Below are 21,778 nucleotides of genomic sequence, written 5' to 3' on the forward strand. Positions count from 1 at the left end.
ACCAGATAGAGATCCGGCGAAAGTGGGTTACTTTTTCCGTGCCATGAAGGCCTGGAAGGCGGCCAGCGCTTCCGCGCTCTTGAGCTGATTGGAGAAATGCTCGGCTTCCTCGCGCATCCGGGCGATCACAGGAGCGGAGTCCTGCCTGACCAGGCGGCGGGAAATGGCGAGCGCCTGCGGCGGTTTCTGCGCCAGATGGCTGGCTGCGGCAAACACCGCCGGTTCGAGCTCTTCGGCACTCACGGTCTTGTAGATGAGGCCGGCGCGCTCGGCCTCCTCGCCGGAGAACGGGATCCCGGCAGCGAGCAGGGCAAAGGCCTTCTGGTGTCCCATCGCGGCAGGCGCGAGAAGGCTCGAAGCCGCTTCGGGAACCAGCGCCAGATCGGTGAACGGCGTGTGAAAGCGGGACTCCGGCGTGGCGAAGGTCATGTCGCAGTGCATGTGGACCGTGGTGCCGATGCCGATCGCCAGCCCGTCGACGCCAGAGATCACCGGCTTGGCGGTGTTGGCCAGGCTGCCGAGGAAATCAAACACTTCGGTACCGCCGGCGCCGCCCATGGCAACTGCCATGAAATCCTGCATGTCATTGCCGGAAGTAAAGACGCCTGGCGTGCCGAGCATCACGTGCACGCGCACGGCATCATCGCGCTCGCCCTCGATCAGGGCTCTTGCCATGGCCGAGTACATGTCGCGGGTGATGGCGTTCTTCTTCTCAGGCCGGTTGAAGCGGATGAGATTGATGGCGCCGGTGTCGCCGGCGCGCTCGATGAGGATGTGATCAGTCATGAATGTCCCTCTGGAAATGGCGCCTGACCTGCCCGCACGGTCAGGTCAGGCGAGTGCTGCGGCAGCGTCCTCAAGGGCTGTGGCCCCCGCCGTGGCGCTGACTGCAAGGCCGTTGGTCTCGGGCGCCAGGCTGGCGGCGGCAAACCGGGCGAGCGCCGCCCGGCCCTGCGCTTCCGGAGCGTCGGTATCAGCAAGCGCGCCACGCACCAGCATGGCGGTCGTCGCGGTCAGACCGAACAGCCTGAGATAGGGCGTTGCCCCGGTCAGCGCGTCGGTCTGCCGGCCTTCCGAAAGAGCCGACTGCATGTAGGCGGTGACCGATTCGAGATTGGCGATGGCCTGGTCGAGCTTTTCTGCCACACCTTCAAGCGCCGGTGCGTTGGAAGCGCGCGCGGCCTCCGCATCAGCCTTGAAATCGGCGATGAACGCGGCAACGGTCGCACCGCCGGACAAGGGCAGCTTGCGCATGACCAGATCGATTGCCTGGATGCCGTTGGTGCCTTCGTAGATCGGGGCAATCCGTGCATCGCGCAGCAGCCGGGCGGCACCCGTCTCCTCGATGAAGCCCATGCCGCCATGGACTTGGACGCCAAGCGAGGCGACCTCAAGGCCGATGTCGGTCGAGAAGGCCTTGGCGATGGGGGTGATCAGGCTGGCGCGTTCGGACCAGGCCTTTGCCTCCTCACCTTCACTGACGCGGGCCATATCCAGCGCCTCGGCGCAGGAATAGCAGATGGCGCGCGCACCTTGCGTCAACGCCTTCATGGTCATCAGCATGCGGGCGACATCGGGGTGTTCGATGATCGGGCTCATGCCCTCGCCCTTGTGACCCGGTGCGCGGCCCTGGGTGCGCTCCCGGGCATAGGCGAGCGCCTTCTGATAGGCGGTCTCGGCAATCGCCACGCCCTGCATGCCGACGGCCAGGCGGGCATTGTTCATCATGGTGAACATGCAGGCCAGGCCCTTGTTCTCCTCGCCGATCAGCCAGCCGATGGCGCCCGGGCTGTCGCCGAACTTGCCGTCGCCGTAGATCATAGTGCAGGTGGGAGAGGCGTGAATGCCGAGCTTGTGCTCCAGGCCCGAGCAGAACACGTCATTGCGCTCGCCGAGCGATCCGTCATCGCCGACAAAGAATTTTGGCACCAGGAACAGCGAGATTCCGCGGGTTCCAGCCGGCGCATCCGGCAGGCGCGCCAGCACCAAGTGGACGATGTTGTCGGTGAAATCGTGCTCGCCATAGGTGATGTAGATTTTCTGTCCGTAGATCCGGTAGGTTCCGTCGCCATTGGGCTCGGCGCGGGCTTTCAGCGCGTTGAGGTCGGAGCCCGCCTGCGGTTCGGTCAGGTTCATCGTCCCCATCCACTCGCCGGTGACGAGCTTTTCGAGATACCTGGCCTTGAGTTCATCGGAGGCATGCTTTTCCAGCGCCTCGACCGCACCCATGGTCAGTGTCGGGCCTATGCCGAAGGCAAGCGAGCCGGAATTCCACATCTCCAGCGCCGCCACCGACAGGAGCATAGGAAGCCCCTGCCCGCCGAATTCCTCAGGCCCGGTCAGACCGTTCCAGCCGCCGTCGATCCAGTTCTTGTAGAGATCCTTCCAGCCGGGAGGCGTGGTGACCGCGCCGTCCTTGAGCACGGCGCCATGCTTGTCGCCGATCTCGTTGAGAGGGGCGATCTCGTCGGAGGAGAAACGCCCGGCCTCGGCAAGAATCGCATCCACCAGGTCTTCGCCCAGATCTCCGAACCGCTCCGTTTCCAAAGCCTTGCGCAACCCCGCGACCGATTTGAGGGTGTGAGCGATTTCGTCTACCGGCGCACGATACATGTGATCTCCTCGTTACTCCCCGCCAGACCGTCAGGGCGGGATCCTGCCCACGCTCATGGCTAAGTTGTTTTTACGTAAACGTCAATTTGAGACGTGGAACTTAGCGTGGATTCGAGGAGTTTCAAACACGTGAAATGACACAGGTGCGGACGCAGCATTGCCGCCGGTCGTGATCTCCCGATCAGGCCTGGCGGCATTGAGAGGCGGCAAAGCGGCTTTTATCAGGGCCTGTAGATCATCCAGCCGGATGTCGTGGCCGCATGCTCGGTGTCCGAGTAAAACGTGACCCGGTCGCCGCCCTCCCTGGAGGACGCGGCCATCGCCTTTTCAGCATCCGCCATGAGTTCACCGGCGCCCTCTGCAAGTATCGACATGACGATGCCGATCGACAAAGTGGGGTTTCCGATGGCGCGGCCGGTCTTGGGGTGCACCAGCGGCTTGGACGTGGCCGCCCCGCGAAGCCGCTCGACCGCCCGCATGATTTCCTGCTCGTCGGAGGAATTGATGAGAAAGGCAAAGCGGTTGCCGTCAAGGCGGGCGACCAGGTCACCCGACTGCATGGCCTTCTGGAAAAGCTGTCCCACCTGCCGGACGGCGAAATCTCCGGTGCCCTTGCTGTCCGCTTCGCAGATCCGCTTGAAATCGTCGATTTCGACATAGGCGAGACCGCACATCATGGGCAGTTCCGGGTTTGCAAAGATCCGCGCCGCCGCCTTGTTGAAGGAGCGGCGATTGGCAAGGCCAGTCAAGGAATCGATGAACTTCATACGCTCGAAATTCTCGATATCAGCCTTTACACCGTCGAGCTGGGCAGCCTGCTCCGAAGCCTCCGCCACCATCGCCTCACTCCTGGAGGCCTGGCGTTCGGTCGCCTCGCTGAGCTGCTGGATCGACCGATTGAGGGTTTCCTTGTCGAGATCTCCCTCTTTCGCGAAGGTCCGCGAGGCTTCACTGATGATCTTGCCATAATCGCTGAGCGAGGATTTCTCTTCTTCCAGGAGCGACCTGAACGTGGTCATCTGCGAGCGCATCCGGTCATTGGTCTTGGCGACCTGGGTTTCTTCATGGTGATGCGGCAGATACTTACGGCCCAGTTCATCGAGCGCGCGCTGGGTCTTGTTCTTGCCAATGCCGACGAATTCCTTCGTCAGTTCCGGGTTCGCGCCGGAATAGGCTTCATAGACAAGCTCATAATTGCGCGGCAATCCATCGATACCCATCTGGTACATCGCGGTGGCAACGCGAAGTCCAATGGAAGATGCGGCTGAAATCTGTTTGTCCATAACGCTCACTCATCGCAAAAAATGCATATGATCCCTTGTGCAGTAAAAAGCTTATCTCCGGACTAAACAGATCCCTGCAATTTGATCTTTCCTGCAGTTTATTAGAAAACCGATATGTAAAGCCGCTTGATTGCGCACCAACGGACTGCCTGATAGAGGGGCGCTGGTTAATTGGATTGGTCATGGTGCGCGTTCTCCCGATTTCAGATCCCGGCACGCTTGATGCGGCCATTGAGGTGTTGCGGCGCGGCGAACCCGTGGCGATCCCTACCGAAACCGTCTACGGCTTGGCCGCTGACGCAACCAACCCTGAAGCAATCACAGCGATCTACGAGGCCAAGGGGCGCCCGCGCTTCAACCCGCTGATTTCCCATGTGGCAGATCTCGAGATGGCCAGGGCGCATGTCGTCTTCTCACCGGTCGCCGAGCGGCTTGCTGCGGCCTTCTGGCCAGGGCCGCTGACGCTCGTGCTGCCGCTGAGTGCTGAAAGCCGCATCCACCCGCTCGCCACTGCCGGTCTGGCCACAGCAGCCGTGCGCATGCCCCAGGGGCCGGCCCGCGAGCTGATTGCACGGTTCGGCCGTCCTCTCGCGGCACCAAGCGCCAACCGCTCAGGACGGATCAGTCCAACAACGGCACAGCACGTGGCTGAAGATCTGGGCGACAGGATCGACCTGATCCTTGACGGCGGTCGTTGCCCGGTAGGTCTGGAATCGACAATCCTGTCGATCGACGGAACGAGGCTCCGGCTGCTCCGGCCCGGCGGCATTCCGGTGGACCTGATTGAAGAGGCTGCGGGCTCAGTGGTCGAACGGCCCGGACTCCAGCCGGAAGACGGTCCTGTCGTGGCACCGGGCATGCTGGCCTCGCATTATGCCCCCGATACACAGCTGAGGCTCAATGCCACCGAGGTCTGGCCCGGCGAGGCGATCATCCGGTTTGGCGGGGTTGCCCTGAACGGCGAGGTCGAGGCAAAGGTGGTGCTGGACCTTTCGCCATCCGGAGATCTGCGGGAGGCTGCGGCGAACCTGTTCGACCTGCTCAAGAAGGCCGATGCCGCAGGTGCACGCGGCATCGCCGTGGCGCCGGTCCCCGGACATGGACTTGGCGAGGCCATCAATGATCGACTGCGCCGGGCTGCGGCTCCCAGGGACTAGTCCTGGTCCACCAAGCCGCGATCCCGATCAGCCGGTCAGCAAGGGCGTGTTGACGATCTTCTTGAACAGGGTTGTCATCGCGTCACTGATGCCTTCCGACGGGCTCACCTCGAAGAACAGGCCTGGAGAGGCACAGTCTTTCATTTTCTGCGGAATCTGGCTCTGGAACGGCTTGATCCAGCTGTTGTACCAGCCATTGGTCGGCAGCGGCAGATAGGTCGTGTACAGGACGGCAATCTTGTAGCCCTTGTCCTTCAAACCCTTGCAATACTTGACATCAATCGGCTCCTGACAACGGCCTCCCGTCAGCTTCTTCGTGCAGTCGGTGGGCTTGTAGCTGTCGCCCACGCCATCGGAGACAAAGAACAGGATCTTCTCGGGAGAATTGGCCGTCAGACCGGACCCCGCCGTTCCCATCTTGTCGGCAATCTGCGTGAAGGCACGGTCGAAATCCGTCTGCTGATCGTTGTCATAGCCCTGATAGGGGATGGACATGAGTTCGATCTTGCCAGCCTCTTTCTTGGCGTTTTTCAGATCGGTGGTCGACTGGACCACTTCCAGAAGCTTGGTGTCTTCGGCCTTCTCGCCAAATGTGTAGACCGCCATGCGGTACTGATTGGCGCTCTTGCGCGACTCGGTGGCCGTATCCATCAGCGCAGCCGTTGCCTGCGCCACCACATTGATGCGGGTTGTGACGCCCAACGTCTTTGCGAGATTGTAATAGCTTTTCTTGTCTTCCTTGCCATTCTTGACGATGTGGCAGGCAAATGCGCACTTGTCCGAGGTGTTTGCCACCATCGTATCGACATCGGAAGGCGTTGCCCCCACACCCATGGACGGGGTATTGTCGAGCAGCAGGAAAAAGTCGCGATAGATCTCGGTCTGGTATTCGACAACGGCCTGGCCTGCGACCTGGATCAGGTTCTGGCCCATCACCTTCGACAAGGTTGTCGGCACGGTGACCTTGTAGTCAACGATCGAGTAGAGCCGGCCGTTCTTCTTGATGATCTTCGCGGATACCTCATCGAGCTTGAAATCGGTGTCGCCCTCGTTCTGCGCCTTGAAGAATTTGATCGCTTCATCAGCGGCGAAGGGGACTTCGCCGTCACCGGACATGGCCATGGCCTGCTTGACACCAATCGAGCTTTCCGCGACCGCCGCCAAGGCAGCGGCATCTGCCGCACCCTGGATCCGGGTCTTGACGGTCAGAGCGTTGGAATAGTCCAGCGCCAGCCCCGCTGCACCGATAACCGGCACCATCATGAGGGCTGCGAGTATTCCGAAGTTGCCGGAAGTGTTCTTGAAAAAGGAGCGCATACTGAAAATCCGTTGTTTCGCGCGACTATGATGCAAAGACGCTAAGGATGCTTGAATCAGATATTTTGCTTTTGAACGATCTCACACAAGAAGGCTTGGGCGGGGCCTTTATGCACGAAGGTTCCCGCGCGGCAGAACGGGGTTCTGAAACCGGGCAAAACGACACAGCGGCTCTCGACTTGCCGGACGTGCAAAGATAAATGCTTGGTCATGCCTGTACCTTTGACCGATCCCGCACTTATTGATCGTTTTGCCGCCATTACCGGCGTTCAGAACGCCCTCACCGCACAATCCGACATTGCTCCGCATCTGATCGAGCAGCGCGGCCTCTACAAGGGCGAAAGCCCGCTGGTGCTGCGCCCGGCGAACACCGAAGAAGTCGCGGCGATCCTGCGGCTTGCCAACGAGACAAACACGGCCGTGGTGCCACAGGGCGGCAACACCGGGCTGGTGGGCGGGCAATCGCCATTGCCGGGCAAGGGCGAGATCGTCCTGTCGCTCACGCGCCTCAACAAGATCCGTTCAATTGATACCGTCGGCCAAACCATGATCGCCGAGGCCGGGGTGGTGCTCGAACGTGCGCAGCAGGCGGCCAGCGAGGCAGGGCTCTTGTTTCCGCTCTCGCTTGGATCGGAGGGTTCCTGCCAGATCGGCGGCAATCTTTCCTCCAACGCCGGAGGCACGGCAGTGCTGGCCTATGGCAACATGCGCCAGCTTTGTCTCGGCATCGAAGCCGTGCTGCCGGACGGCGAGATCTGGCATGGCTTGCGCGCACTCAAGAAGGACAACACCGGTTACGATCTGCGCGATCTCTTCATCGGAGCGGAGGGCACGCTCGGGATCATTACCGCGGCTGTCCTGAAACTGTTTCCGGCGCCGGCCGGACACGAGACGATCTATGCCGGCGTCGACAGCCCGGAGACGGCCCTGAAGCTGTTCCGGATGGCACAGGATTATTGCGGTCCGTCGCTGACCGGCTTCGAATTGATGCCGCGCATCGGCGTCGAATTCACTACGCGGCATATAGAAGGTGTGCGTGATCCGTTGGCCGAGCCGCATCCGTGGTACGTGCTCATCGACATCAGTTCGGGCCAGTCCCAGGAGGCTGCCCGCGAGATGCTCGAGGGGCTGTTCATTGCCGCTGACGAAAAAGGATACATCCGTGATGCCGCGGCGGCGGAGACCGAAGGCCAGCGCAAGGACTTCTGGAAGCTCAGGGAATCCATGTCCTGGGCGCAGAAGCCCGAAGGCGGATCCATCAAGCATGACGTGTCGGTACCGGTGGCGCAGGTGCCGGAGTTCCTCGCCCTGGCGGATGCAGCGGTGATGAAGGCCATGCCCGACGCGCGGATCGTTGCGTTCGGCCATATGGGCGACGGCAACATCCACTACAACATATCGCAGCCGCTGGGTGCGGATACCCACGCCTTTCTTGCCCGCTGGAAAGAAATGAACGAGATCGTTCATGCGATTGTTCTAAAATTGAACGGATCGATCTCCGCCGAACATGGAATCGGCCAGCTCAAACGGGATGAACTCGCGGCGATCCGTTCGCCGGTGGAAATGGCGCTGATGCACCGCATCAAGCACGCTTTCGATCCAAACGGGATCATGAATCCGGGCAAGGTGCTTGCCTCCCGGTAACCTTTCCAAATCGGAAATGGGACGGTGGTCTTTCGCTAACCATTTCCAGAACATAGGTTTTCTTAACCCAAAACCTTAAGCCGACTGGAACGGCCTGTGGGTCATTTTGCTTCGTGTGAGAGGGCGAAAAGCCCCGGATGAGAAGACCGGATAACCGGCTCTCAAGAGTTACAGAGGCGACTGACATGACCAATACCGTATTGAAGCCCGTATGGGCCGGGTTCGAATTGCGGCTCAATCCAGGCGACTTCCCACAGCGGGTTTCCTATGCCGCACGCGACGAGCGGGACGAAGTCACCGTGACGCTCGACAGCCGTGGCGCTGTCGTCAGGAAACGGCTGTCGAAATCAGGCCTGCCCTTGTCCATCGCCCTGCCAGCGCGCGCCTTCAAGGGTGTGGCGGCACGCGCGATCGACCATGGCGACGGCACCGTGACGGTTACGCTGGAGCTGCACCATACCGACACGGCCCTGTGCGTGCCGCTGCTGGTGGCTCACAATCTCGATGACATCGCCGCCGACTGGCGCGCCTGGTCGGAGCTTTACGGCCTGCCGATGCTGATGGTGGAAGCCGACGGCGTCGCCCGTCCGCTGGATGACGGCTCGGCACAGCCGGCCGCAGGCACACCGACGCGCCGCCGCCGCCACAGCCAGATTGCCGAGCGCCGTCCGCGGTTCCTGGTCCGCCGGTCGACCGGCAAGCTGGGGATCCGGATGAGGATCGAAGGCCGCGAGATCATCGCGCGCCGTTAACACTACCCATCAGCCCCCCACAGAGCTGATACCAGCCCGGTCGCCTGCCCCACACGGGCGGCCGGGCTTTCTCTCATGCGAACAAGGCTGCAATCAGTCCGGCAAAAACGATCAGGCCGACCCGGCTGTTGGCCTTGAACAGCGCGAGGCACTGATCGGCGTCGTCGATATCGATCACTCTGATCTGCCAGCCAAGCAGCACAACGGCAATGGCGAGCCCGGCATAGGCAGGCCACGCCACGCCGGTGAGCCAGAAAGCCGCCAGCGCCATGCCGGCAAACAGGCCGTAGAACAGCACAAGCCAGATCTTGGTGTTTTCCGCGAACAATCGCGCGGTGGAGCGCACGCCGACAAGGGCGTCATCCTCCTTGTCCTGGTGGGCGTAGATGGTGTCGTAGCCGATGGTCCAGGCAATCGCTCCGATGTAGAGCAGCAGCGGCGGCAGCGCCAGTTCGGCAAACACCGCGGCCCATCCCATCAGCGCGCCCCAGGAAAAGGCAAGACCGAGAAAGAACTGCGGCCAATCGGTGAACCGCTTGGCAAAGGGATAGATGGCGACCACGCCAAGCGAGGCAATGCCCAGCAGGATCGAGAACCCGTTGAACTGGACCAGCACCAGAAGCCCGACAAGCGCCTGGACGACGAGAAACACCGTGGCTGCGAACCGCGTGATCCGGCCCGACGGAAGCGGCCTCGACCGGGTGCGTGCCACCTTTGCGTCGATCTTGTAATCGACGAGATCATTCCAGGTGCAGCCGGCGCCGCGCATGGCAATCGCCCCGGCCATGAACAGGAAAAGGTGCCAGAGCAGAAGTTGCGGCGACCAGACCGTATCGATGTTGGTCGCGGAACTCGCAACATTGGCGGCAAGGGCTGCGGACCAGAAACAGGGCCACATCAGCAATTGCCAGCCGATCGGCCTGTCCCAGCGGGCAAGCTGGGCATGCGGCCACAAGGCGCGCGGCAGGACCCGGTACACCCAGTTGCCCGACGGCGCGTCGGCAACGCGGGAATTCATGTCTGAGGGCGTGTGTGGTCGGTTGGACATGCCTCGACTGTTGCCACCGCTCAGATGGCAGGTCAAGACAACACGATGGCCGGAAAGTCGGGAGGTGTCAGTTCAGTCCGGTTTTCAGCGATTGATCGAGTTCACTCACGAAATCCCGGCTGAAGGCAAGTACGGTTTCGAGGAACAGCCCGCCATCGTCGTTGCCGATCCGGTCCTTGAGTGCTGCCCTGGATATCTGGAAGATCTTGCGGTCGGCGGCCATCTCTTCATCAAGCCGCTTGAAGCCCATGCTCCACTGGGTGAACAATCTCTTCCCGGCGGCCTGCTCAAGCACAACCATGACATTCTTATGCCGGTCATCCGCCTCAATCCGCTGGAAGACAGAGCGAACTGTCTTGGCCTCGCCTTCCAGGATCTGGATGAAAACGCCATCCGCCCACAGCAGCATTCCCGTAACGCCGTCGCGCAAATTGTTGCGCCGCGAGACCGCAAGAATCTTCTCGATCTCGTCTGTGGACAATGGTCGTGACGCACCGCTGACATACAGCATCTGCAACATGGAATTCGCTCCGTCATTTGATCCCGACTGACGAAAGCCAACGGGCCCGATACATGAAGCAGCATAGATCGCCAACCATTGCGGAAACCTGAATCCGGCACCCCCAGATATACCAGCAAATGACAAGGGACAGCTCCAAGAGAGCATGTTCGCTTGACCAGATGCCGTCGATTTCCTAACCCAAGGCGAATTCAAACATGGCGGTCTGGACAGAGCCGGCCGATGGAGTTTCAGATGATGAATGTGCTGCTGATCGGTTCGGGTGGTCGCGAACATGCGCTGGCCTGGAAGATCGCCCAGTCTCCGATGCTTTCGACGCTTTACGTAGCGCCCGGCAATCCGGGCATTGCCGAGCACGCAACGCTCAGCGATCTCGATGTTACCGATCACGACGCCGTCGTCAGCTTTTGCAGGGAGAAGGCCATCGACCTGGTGGTTGTCGGCCCGGAGGCGCCGCTGGTGGCGGGACTGGCGGATGCGCTGAACGCGGCGGACATCTCGGTGTTCGGACCGTCGGCCGAGGCCGCACAGCTGGAAGGCTCGAAAGGCTTTACCAAGGATCTGTGCGCGCGGGAAAACATCCCGACCGGAGCCTACCAGCGCTTCAACAACGCGCCCAAGGCCAAGGCCTATGCGCGGGCAAAAGGAGCCCCGATCGTCATCAAGGCCGATGGGTTGGCGGCGGGCAAGGGCGTGACGGTGGCCATGGCGCTGGATGAAGCGCTGGCGGCGATCGAGGATTGTTTCGAAGGCGCCTTCGGCGAGGCCGGCGCCGAGGTGGTGGTCGAGGAATTCCTGCATGGCGAGGAGGCGAGCTTCTTCTGCCTGTGCGACGGCAAGACCGCCCTGCCCTTCGGCACGGCGCAGGATCACAAGCGGGTGGGCGACGGCGACACCGGCCCCAACACGGGCGGCATGGGCGCCTATTCGCCGGCGCCGGTGATGACACAGGCACTGATCGATCAGACCATGCGCGAGATCATCGAGCCGACCATGCGCGGCATGGCGGCGATCGGCGCACCGTTCACCGGCGTTCTCTATGCCGGGCTGATGATCGACGAGAGTGGACCGAAACTGATCGAGTACAATGTGCGCTTCGGCGATCCGGAATGCCAGGTGCTGATGATGCGGCTCAAGGACGATATCCTGGTGCTGCTCAAGGCCGCGGCGGAAGGCGAGCTGGCGCATGTCTCGGCGCGCTGGAAGGAAGATGCGACGCTGACCGTGGTGATGGCGGCTGAAGGCTATCCCGGCACACCCAAGAAAGGCACGGCCATTTCCGGTCTGGCGGCCGCTGAAGCAAACGGCGCGAAAGTGTTTCATGCCGGCACGAAGCTTGAGGGCGAGCAGCTGGTGGCCAATGGCGGCCGGGTGCTCAATGTCACCGCGCAGGGCGTGGATGTCACGGCGGCGCAGGCAAAGGCCTATGAAGCGGTGGACGCGATCAACTGGCCGGGCGGTTTTTGCCGCCGAGATATCGGCTGGCGGGCGGTCGGTCGCGAGGCAAAAAATTAACGTTCCGTTTACCGCTTCCAAAAACCGGATCGTAACGGCCCCTTGCTAGATTGCACTCTCCAGAACCGGATAATCCGGGCATTCTAGATGTTGGAGCGACCTTCGCGCATTCAAGATGAATGTGCGGCGCTCCAGGACGGGAGTAGACACGATGCAGAGACTGATCATTGCCGCAGCGGTGTGCATTGGCGCAGGCACGGCCAACGCTTCCTCGATCGAGCCCTACACCCCGACCGCCAGCAAGAAGAGCAGCATTGTCGAGGTCGGATGCCCGTCCTGCGCCCGTGAAGCGGCCGCGAAAGCCGAACAGGAGGCCCAGATCAAGCTGGCGCCGGGCGAGCAGATCGTCGAAGTGCACGAAGTCGACGGCGAGATGATGATCTACCGGACGGAGAACCTGCTCGGCGGGTCGCCGGTGACGATGGTGCGCAAGGCGAGCCAGGCCGACCTGATTGCGCTGGGTGTTGTCGAGCACGAAAGCAACCAGACGGCTGCTGTGGAAGACGATGCGGCTGACACCGGGGAGGCTCCGCTGACCGCGGATGCCGCAGGCGCGCCGAAGCTGTTCGAACCGGTGATTGCCAACACAGCTCCCGGCGTTGACGAAGAGACGATGACATCGGCTCTGACAGATAACGCTCAGGCCAGCTTCGATCCGTCGAAATACGAGCTGCGTCTCAACTGAGACCGACCTGAAAGGACGGGCTCACAAACCCCGTCCCTGCCCCGCAAGCCTTACCGAGGCCCTCGCGACGGGCACCCAGCCGGCGCCCGCCTCCAGGGGTTGCCGGCTTTGGGTATTGTACTCCGAGGCACCAGATATCAGCCAGCGATCTTGGAGAAATCGGCGACCGCGCCGGTGGCGTGACGGATCATGGCGAGTAGCGCAAGGCGATTGGCCCGGACATTTTCAACTTCCGCGTTTACCAGCACTGCTTCAAAAAATGAATCAACAGGTTCACGCAACGTGGCAAGTGCGCTCATGGCTGCGGAATAATCTTCATTCCCAATGGCTTCGGTCGCGAGACTGACAGATTGAGTCACCGCCGTGAAGAGGTTTTTCTCCTCATCGAGCTCGAACAGCGAAGGCTCGACACTCTCGGCGATTGCGGTCCCCTTCCTCTCCTCGGCAGCCAGAATGTTGGCGGCGCGCTTGGTTCCGGCGAGCAGGTTCCTGCCGTCCTCGGTGTCGAGGAAGGCGCCAAGCGCCGAGACCCGGCGGGTGATGTCGAGCAGGTCGTCGGAGGCCGGTGTGATCACCGCGTCGATCAGATCGTGGCGCGCGCCCTGGTCGCGGAGATAGACTTTCAGGCGGTCGTGGAAGAAGGAGAGGAGGTCGGACTGATAGAGTTGCTCACCAACCGTCTCCAAGTCTTCAGACTTCAGAGCTAGGGCCCTATTGTTCATCGACCAATCAACAAACTGCTTGGTCAAACCAAGCCTCACCTCATTCTCAATGAGGATCCGGATCACGCCCAGCGCAGCGCGGCGCAGCGCATAGGGATCCTTGGAGCCGGTGGGCTTCTCATTGATGGTCCAGAAGCCGAGCAGGGTGTCGAGCTTGTCGGCAAGCGCCACCGAAATCGACACCGGATCGGTCGGCACCTGATCGGACGGGCCTTGCGGCTTGTAGTGGTCCTCGGCGGCCAGCGCGACGCTCGCGTCCTCGCCCTGAAGGCCTGAATAGATGCGGCCCATGACGCCCTGCAGTTCAGGGAACTCGCCGACCACTTCAGTGGTCAGATCGGCCTTGGCGAGCAGCGCCGCGCGGGTGGCGAGTTTCGGGTCGGCGCCGACCACAGGGGCGAGTTCGGCGGCCAGCCTGGCGATGCGTTGCACGCGCTCGCCCTGCGTGCCCAGCTTGGCGTGGAAGGTGACGCCCAGATGATCGAGCTTGGCCATGCGCTGGTCGAGCGGCTTGGCCAGATCGAGCCCGAATTTTTCCGCCGACGGCTGCAATGCCGCAAGGTCAGGCAGAGCTGCCTGGTCGGTGGTCCAGAAATAGAGCGCGTCGGAAAGACGGGCGCGCACCACCTTGGCGTTGCCGAGCGCGATTTCCCTGCCGCCGTCACTGGCTTCGATGTTGGAAACCAGGATGAACCGGTTCGACAGCCCGTTGCCGGGCTTGCGCAGCACGAAGCATTTCTGGTTGGTCTTGATGGTCAGCCGGATGATGTCGTCGGGGATTTGCAGGAAATCCTCCTCGAATTCGCCCATCAGCACGACCGGCCATTCGACCAGACCGGAGACTTCATCAAGCAGGCCTTCATCCTCGACCAACTCCAGTCCGGAGGCGAAGGCGAGATTGCGGGCGTCCGACGCAATGATCTCCTTGCGGCGCTCGGCATCGAGCACGACCCTGGCGCGCTCGAGCTTTTCGGAATAATCATCGAAGCGGCGCACGGTGAAGCTGTCGGGCGCGTGGAAGCGGTGGCCCGAGGTGGTGTTGCCGGCGACCAGCCCGTCGATTTCGAAGGAAATGACCGTCGGCTCTTCCGTCTCCGGACCAAAGGTGCAGATGATCGACTGCAGCGGTCGCACCCATCTGAGCGAGCCAGGCTTTGCCGAGGCGGGGCCCCAGCGCATCGATTTCGGCCAGGAGAAACCGCGGATGATGCCGGGCATCACATCGGCGATGATCTCCTCGGCATCACGTCCCGGATTTGAAATATGGGCGACGTAGAAATCGCCCTTCTTCGGATCGGTGTGCACATGGGCTTCGGAAATGTCGGAAAGACCCGCCTTGCGCATGAAGCCGGCGAGTGCCTGCTCCGGCGCCTTGGTCGAGGGTCCCTTGATCTCCTCGTGCACGTCCTTCGAGCGTGGCGTCAGGCCGCGAATGTCGAGTGTCAGCCGCCGTGGCGTCCAGTATTCGCGCGCCGCCTCATAGGTCAGGCCCGCATCGACCAGCGCGTCAGTCACAGATTTGCGCAGATCGCCCGCAGCCTTGCGCTGCATGCGAGCGGGAATTTCCTCGGAGCGGAGTTCAATAAGCAGATCGGGCATGGGATGTCCTGAAAACAGATTTCGGGCGGGACTTAGCAAGCCCCGCCCGAAATGTCATCCATCGATTGCTATTTGCGTGGCCTGCGGCCGCGGATCAGCTCGACGGCAGCATCACCGTGTCGATGACGTGGATGACGCCATTGTCGGCCTTGATGTCGGCCTGAACGACGGTCGCGTTGTCCACGGTCACGGTGGCGCCGGACTTGGCAACCGCCAGAGTGCGATCTCCGCCCGACTTTATGGTGCGGACGTGGATCGGGCCAGCGGGAAGCTGGTTGGAAACAAGTTCGCGCGGCAGCACGTGGTAGCTCAACACGGCGACGAGCTGATCCTTGTTTTCAGGCTTGAGCAGGTTTTCGACCGTGCCGGCCGGAAGCTTGGCAAAAGCCTCGTCGGTGGGGGCGAAGACGGTCAGGTTGTCACCGGTGGCAAGGGCGTCGGCAAGGCCTGCGGCCTGTGCGGCGGCCAGAAGCGTGCCAAATACGCCGGCGCCCTGTGCGGTTTCAACGATGTTGGCGGCGTTGGCTGCAGGTGCGGAAAGGGTAAGCGCCATGGCGGCGGCAAGAATGGTCTTCTTCATAACGGATCTCCGGGTTTGGATGTGGTCTCTGTTCGTGGCGCCTCATCTGACGACAAGACGGTTTACGCAGCTCCACCCATACGGATCGGAGAGATGTCTTCACATAATTGTCAGGCCCGGGAAGTGATCCAATTCCAATGGCGCGCCAGCCACGCGGCAGATCGCAGCCACGAGCGAGAACGGCTGCACCGGAAGACAACCCTCACTCAACAGTTCTTCGGTGCCTGAGTACGGCACGCTGCTGCTGGCCGGCTTACCAGCCGCCGCCGCCGCCACCACCGCCGCCGCCGCCCGACGAGCCGCCGCCGGAGGACCCCGATGAGCTCTTGGGTTGCGGCATGGAGGCGGCCATGGCCGCGGAAACGGCGGCCACGGAGGATGCAGCGGCGGCACCGATGTTGCCGGGCGACCAGGAACTGCCGTGGTACCAGCCCGGCCGGTACTCACGCTCGCGCTCCGGCGCGATGCGGGCCAGATGCGCGGCCCAGGCTTCCGACCAGGGCTTTTCCACACCAAGTCCCGCCGCATAGGGCAGGAAGCGCTCGAACAGCTCTTCCGACATGACCGGCGCGTCGCGCATGTTGAGCCGGTTGGTTTCGGCGGTCTCGAGATAGAGCTTGAAGCCCTTGATGTCGGTCAGCACCTTGGCGCCAACCGCGGTCGGTGCTCCAAGCAACCAGACCATCAAGATCATCGTCACGCTGCCGACGATCAGAAGAACTCCGGCCAGCTGGTAGACGGGCATGTCACCGGGCACCAGGACAACAAGCACGCCGATCATGAAAACAGCCGCGCCCACGAGAAAGAGGGTGGCGCCGAAGATCCGGTTGCCGGCGCCGCCTTGAGCGAACAGGCTTCGACCGGCAATCCAAAGGGCGCCGCCAAACAGCGAGGTCATCAGCACGGGGATCAGGTAGAGAATGCCTTCTTCCGGCGGATCCTGCAGGATCAGGCCGATGATGAACGAGGCGATAGCGAGAAGGACACCGGGGATGAACCAGCCGATATTGGCGTTGTAATACCGTCCCGCATATTCGCGGGATATGGCCATCCGCAGCTTCGTCACGGCACTCTTCAGGACCGGACCGTTGTGCTTGTCGAGGATGATCTCCTCGCGATTGGCGAGAAGTGTCGAATAGAGTGCCTCTTCCCCTCTCGGCAGCACCGGCGAACCAGGCAAACCGGCCGCGTCGCCACGCTGCAGCGTCACTGTTCCGCGCGAATCCTCGTCGATCTGCAGGAAACGCTTTACCCCGAGCGACAGCAGCGCTGCGATGAAAGGCAGGTCGATGCCTTTCTTGCCGGAACGGAAGCCGTTGAAATGGGCGTAGGAAAGCGCTGCCGGCGAGAGCTTCTCCGGCGGATGGAACAGCGGGATGACCGGCGGCGACGGCGGATCGCGGCCGACCCTGTTCCAGGCGTAGAGGAAATAGGCGGGGACACCGAGCCAGCCCAGGATCAAGAGGAAGATCCCGATGTTGTCGGCAAGGCCAGAGAAGCCTCCGCCCGCGTCAGGCGTCACCACACCTTTTGTGAACCCGACTGCGATGGTCATGCCTTCCTCGGGGCCAAGCGGCCGGGTCAGGGCGAAGCGGACTTCGGATCCGTCACCAAGAACCGAGCCGGTGTAGTTGCCGCCGGTCGCGCCAAACGGGCCGGTGTAGGCGGTCACCTGATCCCTGATCGCACGGGCGCCGTCGGGCAGGGAAACGCGGGCTTCCGCCTTGAGGATCGGGAAGCTCCAGAAATTGCCCGTGACGTTCCAGTAGAGTTCGTCATATCCGTCGAAGAAGCGCAACTGCCGGGTGGTGACATAGCGGATCGTGTAAGTGTGCTCGCCGCGCGGGATGAACACATCGGCGTCGCCGATCAGGATGCGGAAGAAACGCCCCTGCCACTCGGTATGGTAGGGTGACGGCCGGCCATTGTGCAGCACCTCGACGAGGTCGAAGCCATTGCTCGACCACAGACCCCAGTCATCAAGCGCGCGCAGCGGGATGTCGCGGTAGATGCCGCGGCGGATGTCGTTGCCTTCGGCGTTGACGGTGATGGTCTCGGTGACTTCGATGGACGCGTCGGTGCGCACCTCGATGTCGACCACGTAGCTGCGGATCTCTTCCCTCGCCCAGGAACCGCCGGTCAGCATCAGTGAGAACAGCACCGCGGAGACGAAGGAAAGGAGCCATTTCATTTTGGGATCTCCTGCTTATAGGTCACACCAAGCGACGCCAGCGCGTCCCAGTAGCCGGGATAGGTCTTGCCGACACATTTGGGATCGAGAATGGTGATGCCCGAGGTCTTCAGGCCGGCCAGCGCGAAACTCATGGCGATGCGGTGATCGGCGAAAGTGTCGATCTCAGCCGTCACGGTCTGGCCGGCGAGCATGGGGTCGGAGTTGACGATCAGGTCATCGCCCTCCTCCCGCGCAAGGCCTTCGCGGATGGCGTTCAGGCCGAGCGATAGCGCGCGCACCCGGTCGCACTCCTTGACGCGCAGGTTTGAAATGCCGGTAAAGCGCACCGGCGTGGTGTTGTAGGCGGCCAGCACGGCGATGGTGGGTATGGCGTCCTGCATCTGCGAGCCGTCGATGACGGCGGGCATGTGGGGAAAGGCCGAGATCACCTCGAAGGCCCTGGCGTCGGGCTGGGTGAAATCGGACGCGGCCGTGCCGATTTCGATGCTGCCGCCGGTGAGCGCTTGTGCGCCCCAGAGATAGGTTGCGGCGGACGCATCGGGCTCGACGTGGAAATCGGCGGCGCGATATCCGGTCGGTTCAACGCGCCAGACCGATGGCGTAACCTGCTCGACTTCGGCTCCAAAGGCGCGCATCGCCGCCAGCGTCAGGTCGATGTAGCCGCGCGCGCCGATGTCATCGCCGGCGAGCTCGACAGTGAACGGTTTGCCCGAGCAGGGCGCGGCCATCAGCAGCGCGGAGACATACTGGCTCGACAGGCCGGCATCGATGATCACGTGGTGGGAGGTAAAGCCACCCGTACCCTTCACAGTGACCGGGGGACATCCCGTCGGGGCAGACACATCGACACCCAATGCCCTGAGCGCGTCGACCAGCGGTGTGATCGGCCGCTTGCGCATGTGTTCATCGCCGTCGACGACAAAGCGGCCATTGCCGAGAGCCACCGCGGCGGTCAGAAACCGCGTGGCGGTGCCTGCATTGCCGAGGAACAGTGGCCCGGCGGGTGGTTCGAGCGTACCGGTGCCGGTGACCACGAAACTGGTGGCATCGGGCTCTTCGATGTCCACGCCCATGGCGCGCAGGGCATCAGCCATGTAGCGGGTATCATCGCTCTTCAGCGCGCCGGTCAGCCGGCTGGTACCCCTTGCGAGGCCAGCAAGCAGAAGCGCCCGGTTGGTGATCGACTTGGATCCCGGAGGTGCGACGACGCCCGAGAGGGCCTGCCCCGGAGGCACGATTGTAAGCTTTTCAAGTGTCATGCTTCATTCTCGACAGACCAGCCCTGCGGCGGTCAGAATTTGACTTTTGGAACGGCGCGGTCGGCCTCGTCCTCGATCTCGAAGTATTCCGCCTTGACGAAACCGAACTGTCTGGCGACCAGCATCGAGGGGAAGCTCTCAACCGATACATTGAGATTGCGGACCGCACCATTGTAATAGCGGCGCGACATCGAGATCTCGTTTTCGGTTTCCTCCAGCGCGTCCTGGAATTCCTTGAAGTTCTCATTGGCCTTGAGGTCGGGATAGCTTTCCGCCACCGCCATCAGCCGTCCGAGCGCGCCGCTGAGCGCACCTTCGAGCGAGGCCCGCTGCTCCGGCGAACCGCTCGCGCCGGCCACGGCCTGGCCGCGCAGACGGGTGACCTCTTCGAGGAGCTCGCGTTCGTGGGTCATGTAACCCTTGACCGATTCGAGCAGGTTCGGAATCAGGTCGGCGCGGCGCTTGAGCTGAACGTCAATTCCGCTCCAGCCCTCACCGGCCATCTGGCGGTTCTTGACCAGCGTGTTGTAAAGCGAAATCGCGTAAATCACGATGCCAGCCAGCACCGCCAGAATAATCCAAGTCCCCATGGGTTCACTCCCGACCAAAAACCGTTGTCCATTGCCGCGCACAGGCCCGACCGGGCGGCTGAGCGACCTTACGCATACTCACCACAAAAATCCATGGAGCAGACCATGCCGGCCCGTTGCCGGCCGTTGTGGCATCTGAACGAGAGCGTGCTGCGTCGAGGCATCGGCGAAGCCGCGAAATCATGCTTCATCCCGCAGTTGTCAAGCAATGGTTTACCATTCCCGTCCCATACTTCTCCGAGCCGCCTTCCCCCGATGTTTTCTTTTGAGTACCAGGCGGGCTTTGCCGATACAGGAACCGTTGCGACATGAAGACCTTTGACGCCGCCATTTTCGATCTCGCGCCGGTTGCCATGTGGATCGAGGATTTTTCCGGGGTGAAACGGCAGTTCGACCAGTGGCGTGCGGAAGGTGTGGAGGACATCCGAGCCTTCCTGAGGGAAGACGCGAGGCGTGTCGCAGACTGCTCGCGCAAGATCCGGGTGCTCGACGTCAACCGCAAGACGCTCGAACTGTTCGAAGCCACGGATCTTGAGCATCTGGTCAGCAATCTCTCGGTGGTGTTTCGCGACGACATGCTCGAAAGCCATGTCAACGAACTGGCCGAATTGTGGGACGGCAAGACCGAGTTCTCGAGCAATGCGGTCAATTACTCGCTTTCGGGCCGGCGGATGGACATCCAGCTCAAGGGATCGGTGCTGCCGGGCCACGAGGAGACGCTCGGACAGGTCCTGTTGACGACAGAAGACGTGACCGAGCGGGAAGATGCACGGCGCAACGAGGCGCAAAGCCGCCGGCATGCCGAGGGGCTGTTCGAGTATTCGCCGGTGTCTCTCTGGGTCGAGGATTTCAGCGAAATCAGGAACCTGATCGAAACCGTGCGTGAGCGCGGCATTGTCGACTTCCGAGTGTTCATGGACGTGCATCCCGAATTCGTGCGCCAGTGCATGAGCGAGATCCGGGTCATCGACGTCAACCAGGCAACGCTCGACCTGTTCTGCGCGTCCGATGTGCAGACATTGCTGCAGCGTCAGGTCGAGATTTTCCGCGACGAGATGGAAAAGCCGTTCCGGGAACAGCTGATGGATCTGTGGGAAGGCAAGCTGTTTCATCAGCGCGAGGTGGTGAACTACGCGCTCGACGGGTCGATCCGGCACATCCTCCTGCATTTCGCCGTGCTGCCGGGCCACGAAGAGGACTGGTCACAGGTGCAGGTGGCGCTGACCGACATCACCGCGCGCAAGAAGGCCGAAGCCTATCTCGAATATCTCGGCAAGCACGATGTGCTGACCAAGCTGCACAACCGCGCCTTCTACATGGACGAGCTCAACCGGCTCGAGCGCAAGCCGCTGAGGCCGGTTTCGGCGATCATCATGGACCTCAACGGGCTCAAGGAGGCCAATGACCAGCTTGGGCATGATGCCGGCGACGCCCTTTTGCGCCGTTTCGGCGAGGTTCTGAACAGCGTGGTCTCGCGCCCGAACCATGCAGCGCGCATCGGCGGCGACGAATTCGCCATCCTGATGCCGGGCGCCGACAGGAAGGCGGTCAATGCCATGGTCGAGACGATCACCGAGCTATTGCACATCAACAACCAGTTCTATTCGAATGCGCCGATCAGCGTTTCGATCGGTTGCGCCTCCAGCCAGGATGGCGAAACCATGGAAGACATGGTCAAGCGGGCAGACCGGGCGATGTATGACGACAAGCGGGCCTATTATTCAGGCCATTCGTTCACCAACGCTCCCGGCAACAAAAAACCCGCTGCGGTAACGGTCGCTTCAACCGGCTGAACCAGGCTTGGCGCGGCCTATTCGGAATGGTCTCGGCCCGTGCCGGGACGAATTGCCACCCGGTCGTGCCGTTGCTTGATGTCACCGATCTGGTCAAGCATCGCGCGCAGCGCGCGGATGGCTTTTTCTTCCTTTGGGTCAAGCGGCCGTTCAGGATGGAAGTGGGTGATCAAGACTGCCAAAGCATCGCCGATGCGACCCAACTGCCGGCCGTAGCTGCCGACATCTTCGAGGATTTCCTGCTCCACCTCGGGAGCGCTCGACTGGCCGAGATTGATGTTGATCAGGCCCAGCTGGCTGTTGCCGAACCATCCGGCCCAGGGGCTGATCAGTTGCGATACATTGCCGGAAAGAGGCAGTCTGAATGCGGTCATCTCGCTTCTCCTGTGTGATCCTCCCGCACGGAAGGATAACAGACAGCAGGGCTCTCCGCACGTGCATCACGCTGGAAATTCAACCAGACAACGGCTCACCCGAGCCGCCGTGGTCAGACGAGGCAATGGCGCT

18 protein-coding genes are annotated in these 21,778 nt (G+C 61.9%); 6 read left to right on the forward strand and 12 right to left on the reverse strand.

What is annotated here, in order from left to right; all coding sequences use genetic code 11:
* Positions 1–27: 27 nt before the first annotated feature.
* The 3 genes from SPHINGO391_RS15255 to SPHINGO391_RS15265 all read right to left on the reverse strand — a co-directional run bounded on the left by SPHINGO391_RS15255 (position 28) and on the right by SPHINGO391_RS15265 (position 3,896).
* The gene (locus SPHINGO391_RS15255) at positions 28–786 is read right to left on the reverse strand and encodes a crotonase/enoyl-CoA hydratase family protein (protein WP_152009627.1); all 759 of its coding nucleotides are present in this window, start codon (positions 784–786) and stop codon (positions 28–30) included.
* A gap of 45 nt (positions 787–831) precedes the next feature.
* A complete protein-coding gene (locus SPHINGO391_RS15260) occupies positions 832–2,613 on the reverse strand; it encodes an acyl-CoA dehydrogenase (RefSeq protein ID WP_152009628.1) in 1,782 nt (593 codons plus the stop codon).
* 221 nt (positions 2,614–2,834) lie between these two features.
* Complete coding sequence (locus SPHINGO391_RS15265) at positions 2,835–3,896, reverse strand: diguanylate cyclase (protein ID WP_152009629.1); 1,062 nt, start codon at positions 3,894–3,896, stop codon at positions 2,835–2,837.
* Between the two features lie 182 nt (positions 3,897–4,078).
* Between SPHINGO391_RS15265 and SPHINGO391_RS15270 the strand changes: the two genes are divergently transcribed.
* The gene (locus tag SPHINGO391_RS15270) at positions 4,079–5,053 is read left to right on the forward strand and encodes an L-threonylcarbamoyladenylate synthase (protein WP_152009630.1); all 975 of its coding nucleotides are present in this window, start codon (positions 4,079–4,081) and stop codon (positions 5,051–5,053) included.
* A gap of 27 nt (positions 5,054–5,080) precedes the next feature.
* Here SPHINGO391_RS15270 and SPHINGO391_RS15275 read toward each other — a convergent pair whose 3' ends face one another.
* A complete protein-coding gene (locus tag SPHINGO391_RS15275; protein WP_152009631.1) occupies positions 5,081–6,370 on the reverse strand; it encodes a pilus assembly protein TadG-related protein in 1,290 nt (429 codons plus the stop codon).
* Positions 6,371–6,580: 210 nt separating this feature from the next.
* Between SPHINGO391_RS15275 and SPHINGO391_RS15280 the strand changes: the two genes are divergently transcribed.
* Together SPHINGO391_RS15280 and SPHINGO391_RS15285 are read left to right on the forward strand one after the other, a co-directional pair.
* Positions 6,581–8,014, forward strand: a complete 1,434-nt coding sequence (locus tag SPHINGO391_RS15280) for an FAD-binding oxidoreductase (protein WP_152009632.1) — start codon at positions 6,581–6,583, stop codon at positions 8,012–8,014.
* Between the two features lie 185 nt (positions 8,015–8,199).
* Complete coding sequence (locus SPHINGO391_RS15285; RefSeq protein ID WP_152009633.1) at positions 8,200–8,766, forward strand: DUF6101 family protein; 567 nt, start codon at positions 8,200–8,202, stop codon at positions 8,764–8,766.
* Between the two features lie 73 nt (positions 8,767–8,839).
* On the opposite strand, the gene ubiA is transcribed toward SPHINGO391_RS15285, so the two are convergent.
* Together ubiA and SPHINGO391_RS15295 are read right to left on the reverse strand one after the other, a co-directional pair.
* Complete coding sequence (gene ubiA / locus SPHINGO391_RS15290) at positions 8,840–9,814, reverse strand: 4-hydroxybenzoate octaprenyltransferase (RefSeq protein ID WP_152009634.1); 975 nt, start codon at positions 9,812–9,814, stop codon at positions 8,840–8,842.
* 67 nt (positions 9,815–9,881) lie between these two features.
* On the reverse strand, positions 9,882–10,334 hold the full coding sequence (locus SPHINGO391_RS15295) for a BLUF domain-containing protein (RefSeq protein WP_193217308.1): 453 nt from the start codon (positions 10,332–10,334) through the stop codon (positions 9,882–9,884).
* Positions 10,335–10,571: 237 nt separating this feature from the next.
* Between SPHINGO391_RS15295 and purD the strand changes: the two genes are divergently transcribed.
* Both purD and SPHINGO391_RS15305 read left to right on the forward strand, forming a co-directional pair.
* Positions 10,572–11,849, forward strand: coding sequence for a phosphoribosylamine--glycine ligase (purD, locus tag SPHINGO391_RS15300; protein WP_152011586.1), 1,278 nt, complete (start codon positions 10,572–10,574; stop codon positions 11,847–11,849).
* A 151-nt stretch (positions 11,850–12,000) separates the two neighbouring features.
* The gene (locus SPHINGO391_RS15305) at positions 12,001–12,534 is read left to right on the forward strand and encodes a plant virulence effector HPE1-like domain-containing protein (protein ID WP_152009636.1); all 534 of its coding nucleotides are present in this window, start codon (positions 12,001–12,003) and stop codon (positions 12,532–12,534) included.
* A 137-nt stretch (positions 12,535–12,671) separates the two neighbouring features.
* Here SPHINGO391_RS15305 and glyS read toward each other — a convergent pair whose 3' ends face one another.
* The 5 genes from glyS to SPHINGO391_RS15330 form a co-directional block, all read right to left on the reverse strand.
* Positions 12,672–14,855: a glycine--tRNA ligase subunit beta gene (gene glyS / locus SPHINGO391_RS15310; RefSeq protein ID WP_152009637.1), complete on the reverse strand. Its 2,184-nt coding sequence runs from the start codon at positions 14,853–14,855 to the stop codon at positions 12,672–12,674.
* Between the two features lie 94 nt (positions 14,856–14,949).
* Entirely contained in the window at positions 14,950–15,435 is a 486-nt protein-coding gene (locus SPHINGO391_RS15315; RefSeq protein WP_152009638.1) for a fasciclin domain-containing protein, read from the reverse strand.
* 253 nt (positions 15,436–15,688) lie between these two features.
* Positions 15,689–17,626, reverse strand: a complete 1,938-nt coding sequence (locus SPHINGO391_RS15320) for a DUF2207 domain-containing protein (RefSeq protein ID WP_152009639.1) — start codon at positions 17,624–17,626, stop codon at positions 15,689–15,691.
* Positions 17,623–18,888 carry a 3-phosphoshikimate 1-carboxyvinyltransferase gene (locus SPHINGO391_RS15325; RefSeq protein WP_152009640.1) on the reverse strand — a complete coding sequence of 422 codons (1,266 nt, stop codon included), beginning with the start codon at positions 18,886–18,888 and terminating at the stop codon, positions 17,623–17,625. The genes SPHINGO391_RS15320 and SPHINGO391_RS15325 overlap by 4 nt, the downstream gene beginning before the upstream one ends.
* A gap of 32 nt (positions 18,889–18,920) precedes the next feature.
* Positions 18,921–19,478, reverse strand: a complete 558-nt coding sequence (locus SPHINGO391_RS15330) for a LemA family protein (RefSeq protein ID WP_152009641.1) — start codon at positions 19,476–19,478, stop codon at positions 18,921–18,923.
* Between the two features lie 308 nt (positions 19,479–19,786).
* Here SPHINGO391_RS15330 and SPHINGO391_RS15335 point away from each other — a divergent pair, with 308 nt between their 5' ends.
* The gene (locus tag SPHINGO391_RS15335) at positions 19,787–21,271 is read left to right on the forward strand and encodes a sensor domain-containing diguanylate cyclase (RefSeq protein WP_152009642.1); all 1,485 of its coding nucleotides are present in this window, start codon (positions 19,787–19,789) and stop codon (positions 21,269–21,271) included.
* Positions 21,272–21,288: 17 nt separating this feature from the next.
* Here the strand turns inward: SPHINGO391_RS15335 and SPHINGO391_RS15340 are convergent, their stop codons facing one another.
* The gene (locus tag SPHINGO391_RS15340; protein ID WP_152009643.1) at positions 21,289–21,645 is read right to left on the reverse strand and encodes a hypothetical protein; all 357 of its coding nucleotides are present in this window, start codon (positions 21,643–21,645) and stop codon (positions 21,289–21,291) included.
* Between the last annotated feature and the right edge of the window lie 133 nt (positions 21,646–21,778).

This window comes from Hoeflea sp. EC-HK425, assembly GCF_902498795.1.
Lineage (GTDB): Bacteria > Pseudomonadota > Alphaproteobacteria > Rhizobiales > Rhizobiaceae > Hoeflea > Hoeflea alexandrii.

Bases quoted from the DNA above. Each gene is read 5' to 3' on its own strand.
- SPHINGO391_RS15255 (WP_152009627.1), bottom strand. From the start codon at position 786: ATGACTGATCACATCCTCATCGAGCGCGCCGGCGACACCGGCGCCATC.
- SPHINGO391_RS15260 (WP_152009628.1), bottom strand. From the start codon at position 2,613: ATGTATCGTGCGCCGGTAGACGAAATCGCTCACACCCTCAAATCGGTC.
- SPHINGO391_RS15265 (WP_152009629.1), bottom strand. From the start codon at position 3,896: ATGGACAAACAGATTTCAGCCGCATCTTCCATTGGACTTCGCGTTGCC.
- SPHINGO391_RS15270 (WP_152009630.1), top strand. From the start codon at position 4,079: ATGGTGCGCGTTCTCCCGATTTCAGATCCCGGCACGCTTGATGCGGCC.
- SPHINGO391_RS15275 (WP_152009631.1), bottom strand. From the start codon at position 6,370: ATGCGCTCCTTTTTCAAGAACACTTCCGGCAACTTCGGAATACTCGCA.
- SPHINGO391_RS15280 (WP_152009632.1), top strand. From the start codon at position 6,581: ATGCCTGTACCTTTGACCGATCCCGCACTTATTGATCGTTTTGCCGCC.
- SPHINGO391_RS15285 (WP_152009633.1), top strand. From the start codon at position 8,200: ATGACCAATACCGTATTGAAGCCCGTATGGGCCGGGTTCGAATTGCGG.
- ubiA (WP_152009634.1), bottom strand. From the start codon at position 9,814: ATGTCCAACCGACCACACACGCCCTCAGACATGAATTCCCGCGTTGCC.
- SPHINGO391_RS15295 (WP_193217308.1), bottom strand. From the start codon at position 10,334: ATGTTGCAGATGCTGTATGTCAGCGGTGCGTCACGACCATTGTCCACA.
- purD (WP_152011586.1), top strand. From the start codon at position 10,572: ATGAATGTGCTGCTGATCGGTTCGGGTGGTCGCGAACATGCGCTGGCC.
- SPHINGO391_RS15305 (WP_152009636.1), top strand. From the start codon at position 12,001: ATGCAGAGACTGATCATTGCCGCAGCGGTGTGCATTGGCGCAGGCACG.
- glyS (WP_152009637.1), bottom strand. From the start codon at position 14,855: ATGCCCGATCTGCTTATTGAACTCCGCTCCGAGGAAATTCCCGCTCGC.
- SPHINGO391_RS15315 (WP_152009638.1), bottom strand. From the start codon at position 15,435: ATGAAGAAGACCATTCTTGCCGCCGCCATGGCGCTTACCCTTTCCGCA.
- SPHINGO391_RS15320 (WP_152009639.1), bottom strand. From the start codon at position 17,626: ATGAAATGGCTCCTTTCCTTCGTCTCCGCGGTGCTGTTCTCACTGATG.
- SPHINGO391_RS15325 (WP_152009640.1), bottom strand. From the start codon at position 18,888: ATGACACTTGAAAAGCTTACAATCGTGCCTCCGGGGCAGGCCCTCTCG.
- SPHINGO391_RS15330 (WP_152009641.1), bottom strand. From the start codon at position 19,478: ATGGGGACTTGGATTATTCTGGCGGTGCTGGCTGGCATCGTGATTTAC.
- SPHINGO391_RS15335 (WP_152009642.1), top strand. From the start codon at position 19,787: ATGAAGACCTTTGACGCCGCCATTTTCGATCTCGCGCCGGTTGCCATG.
- SPHINGO391_RS15340 (WP_152009643.1), bottom strand. From the start codon at position 21,645: ATGACCGCATTCAGACTGCCTCTTTCCGGCAATGTATCGCAACTGATC.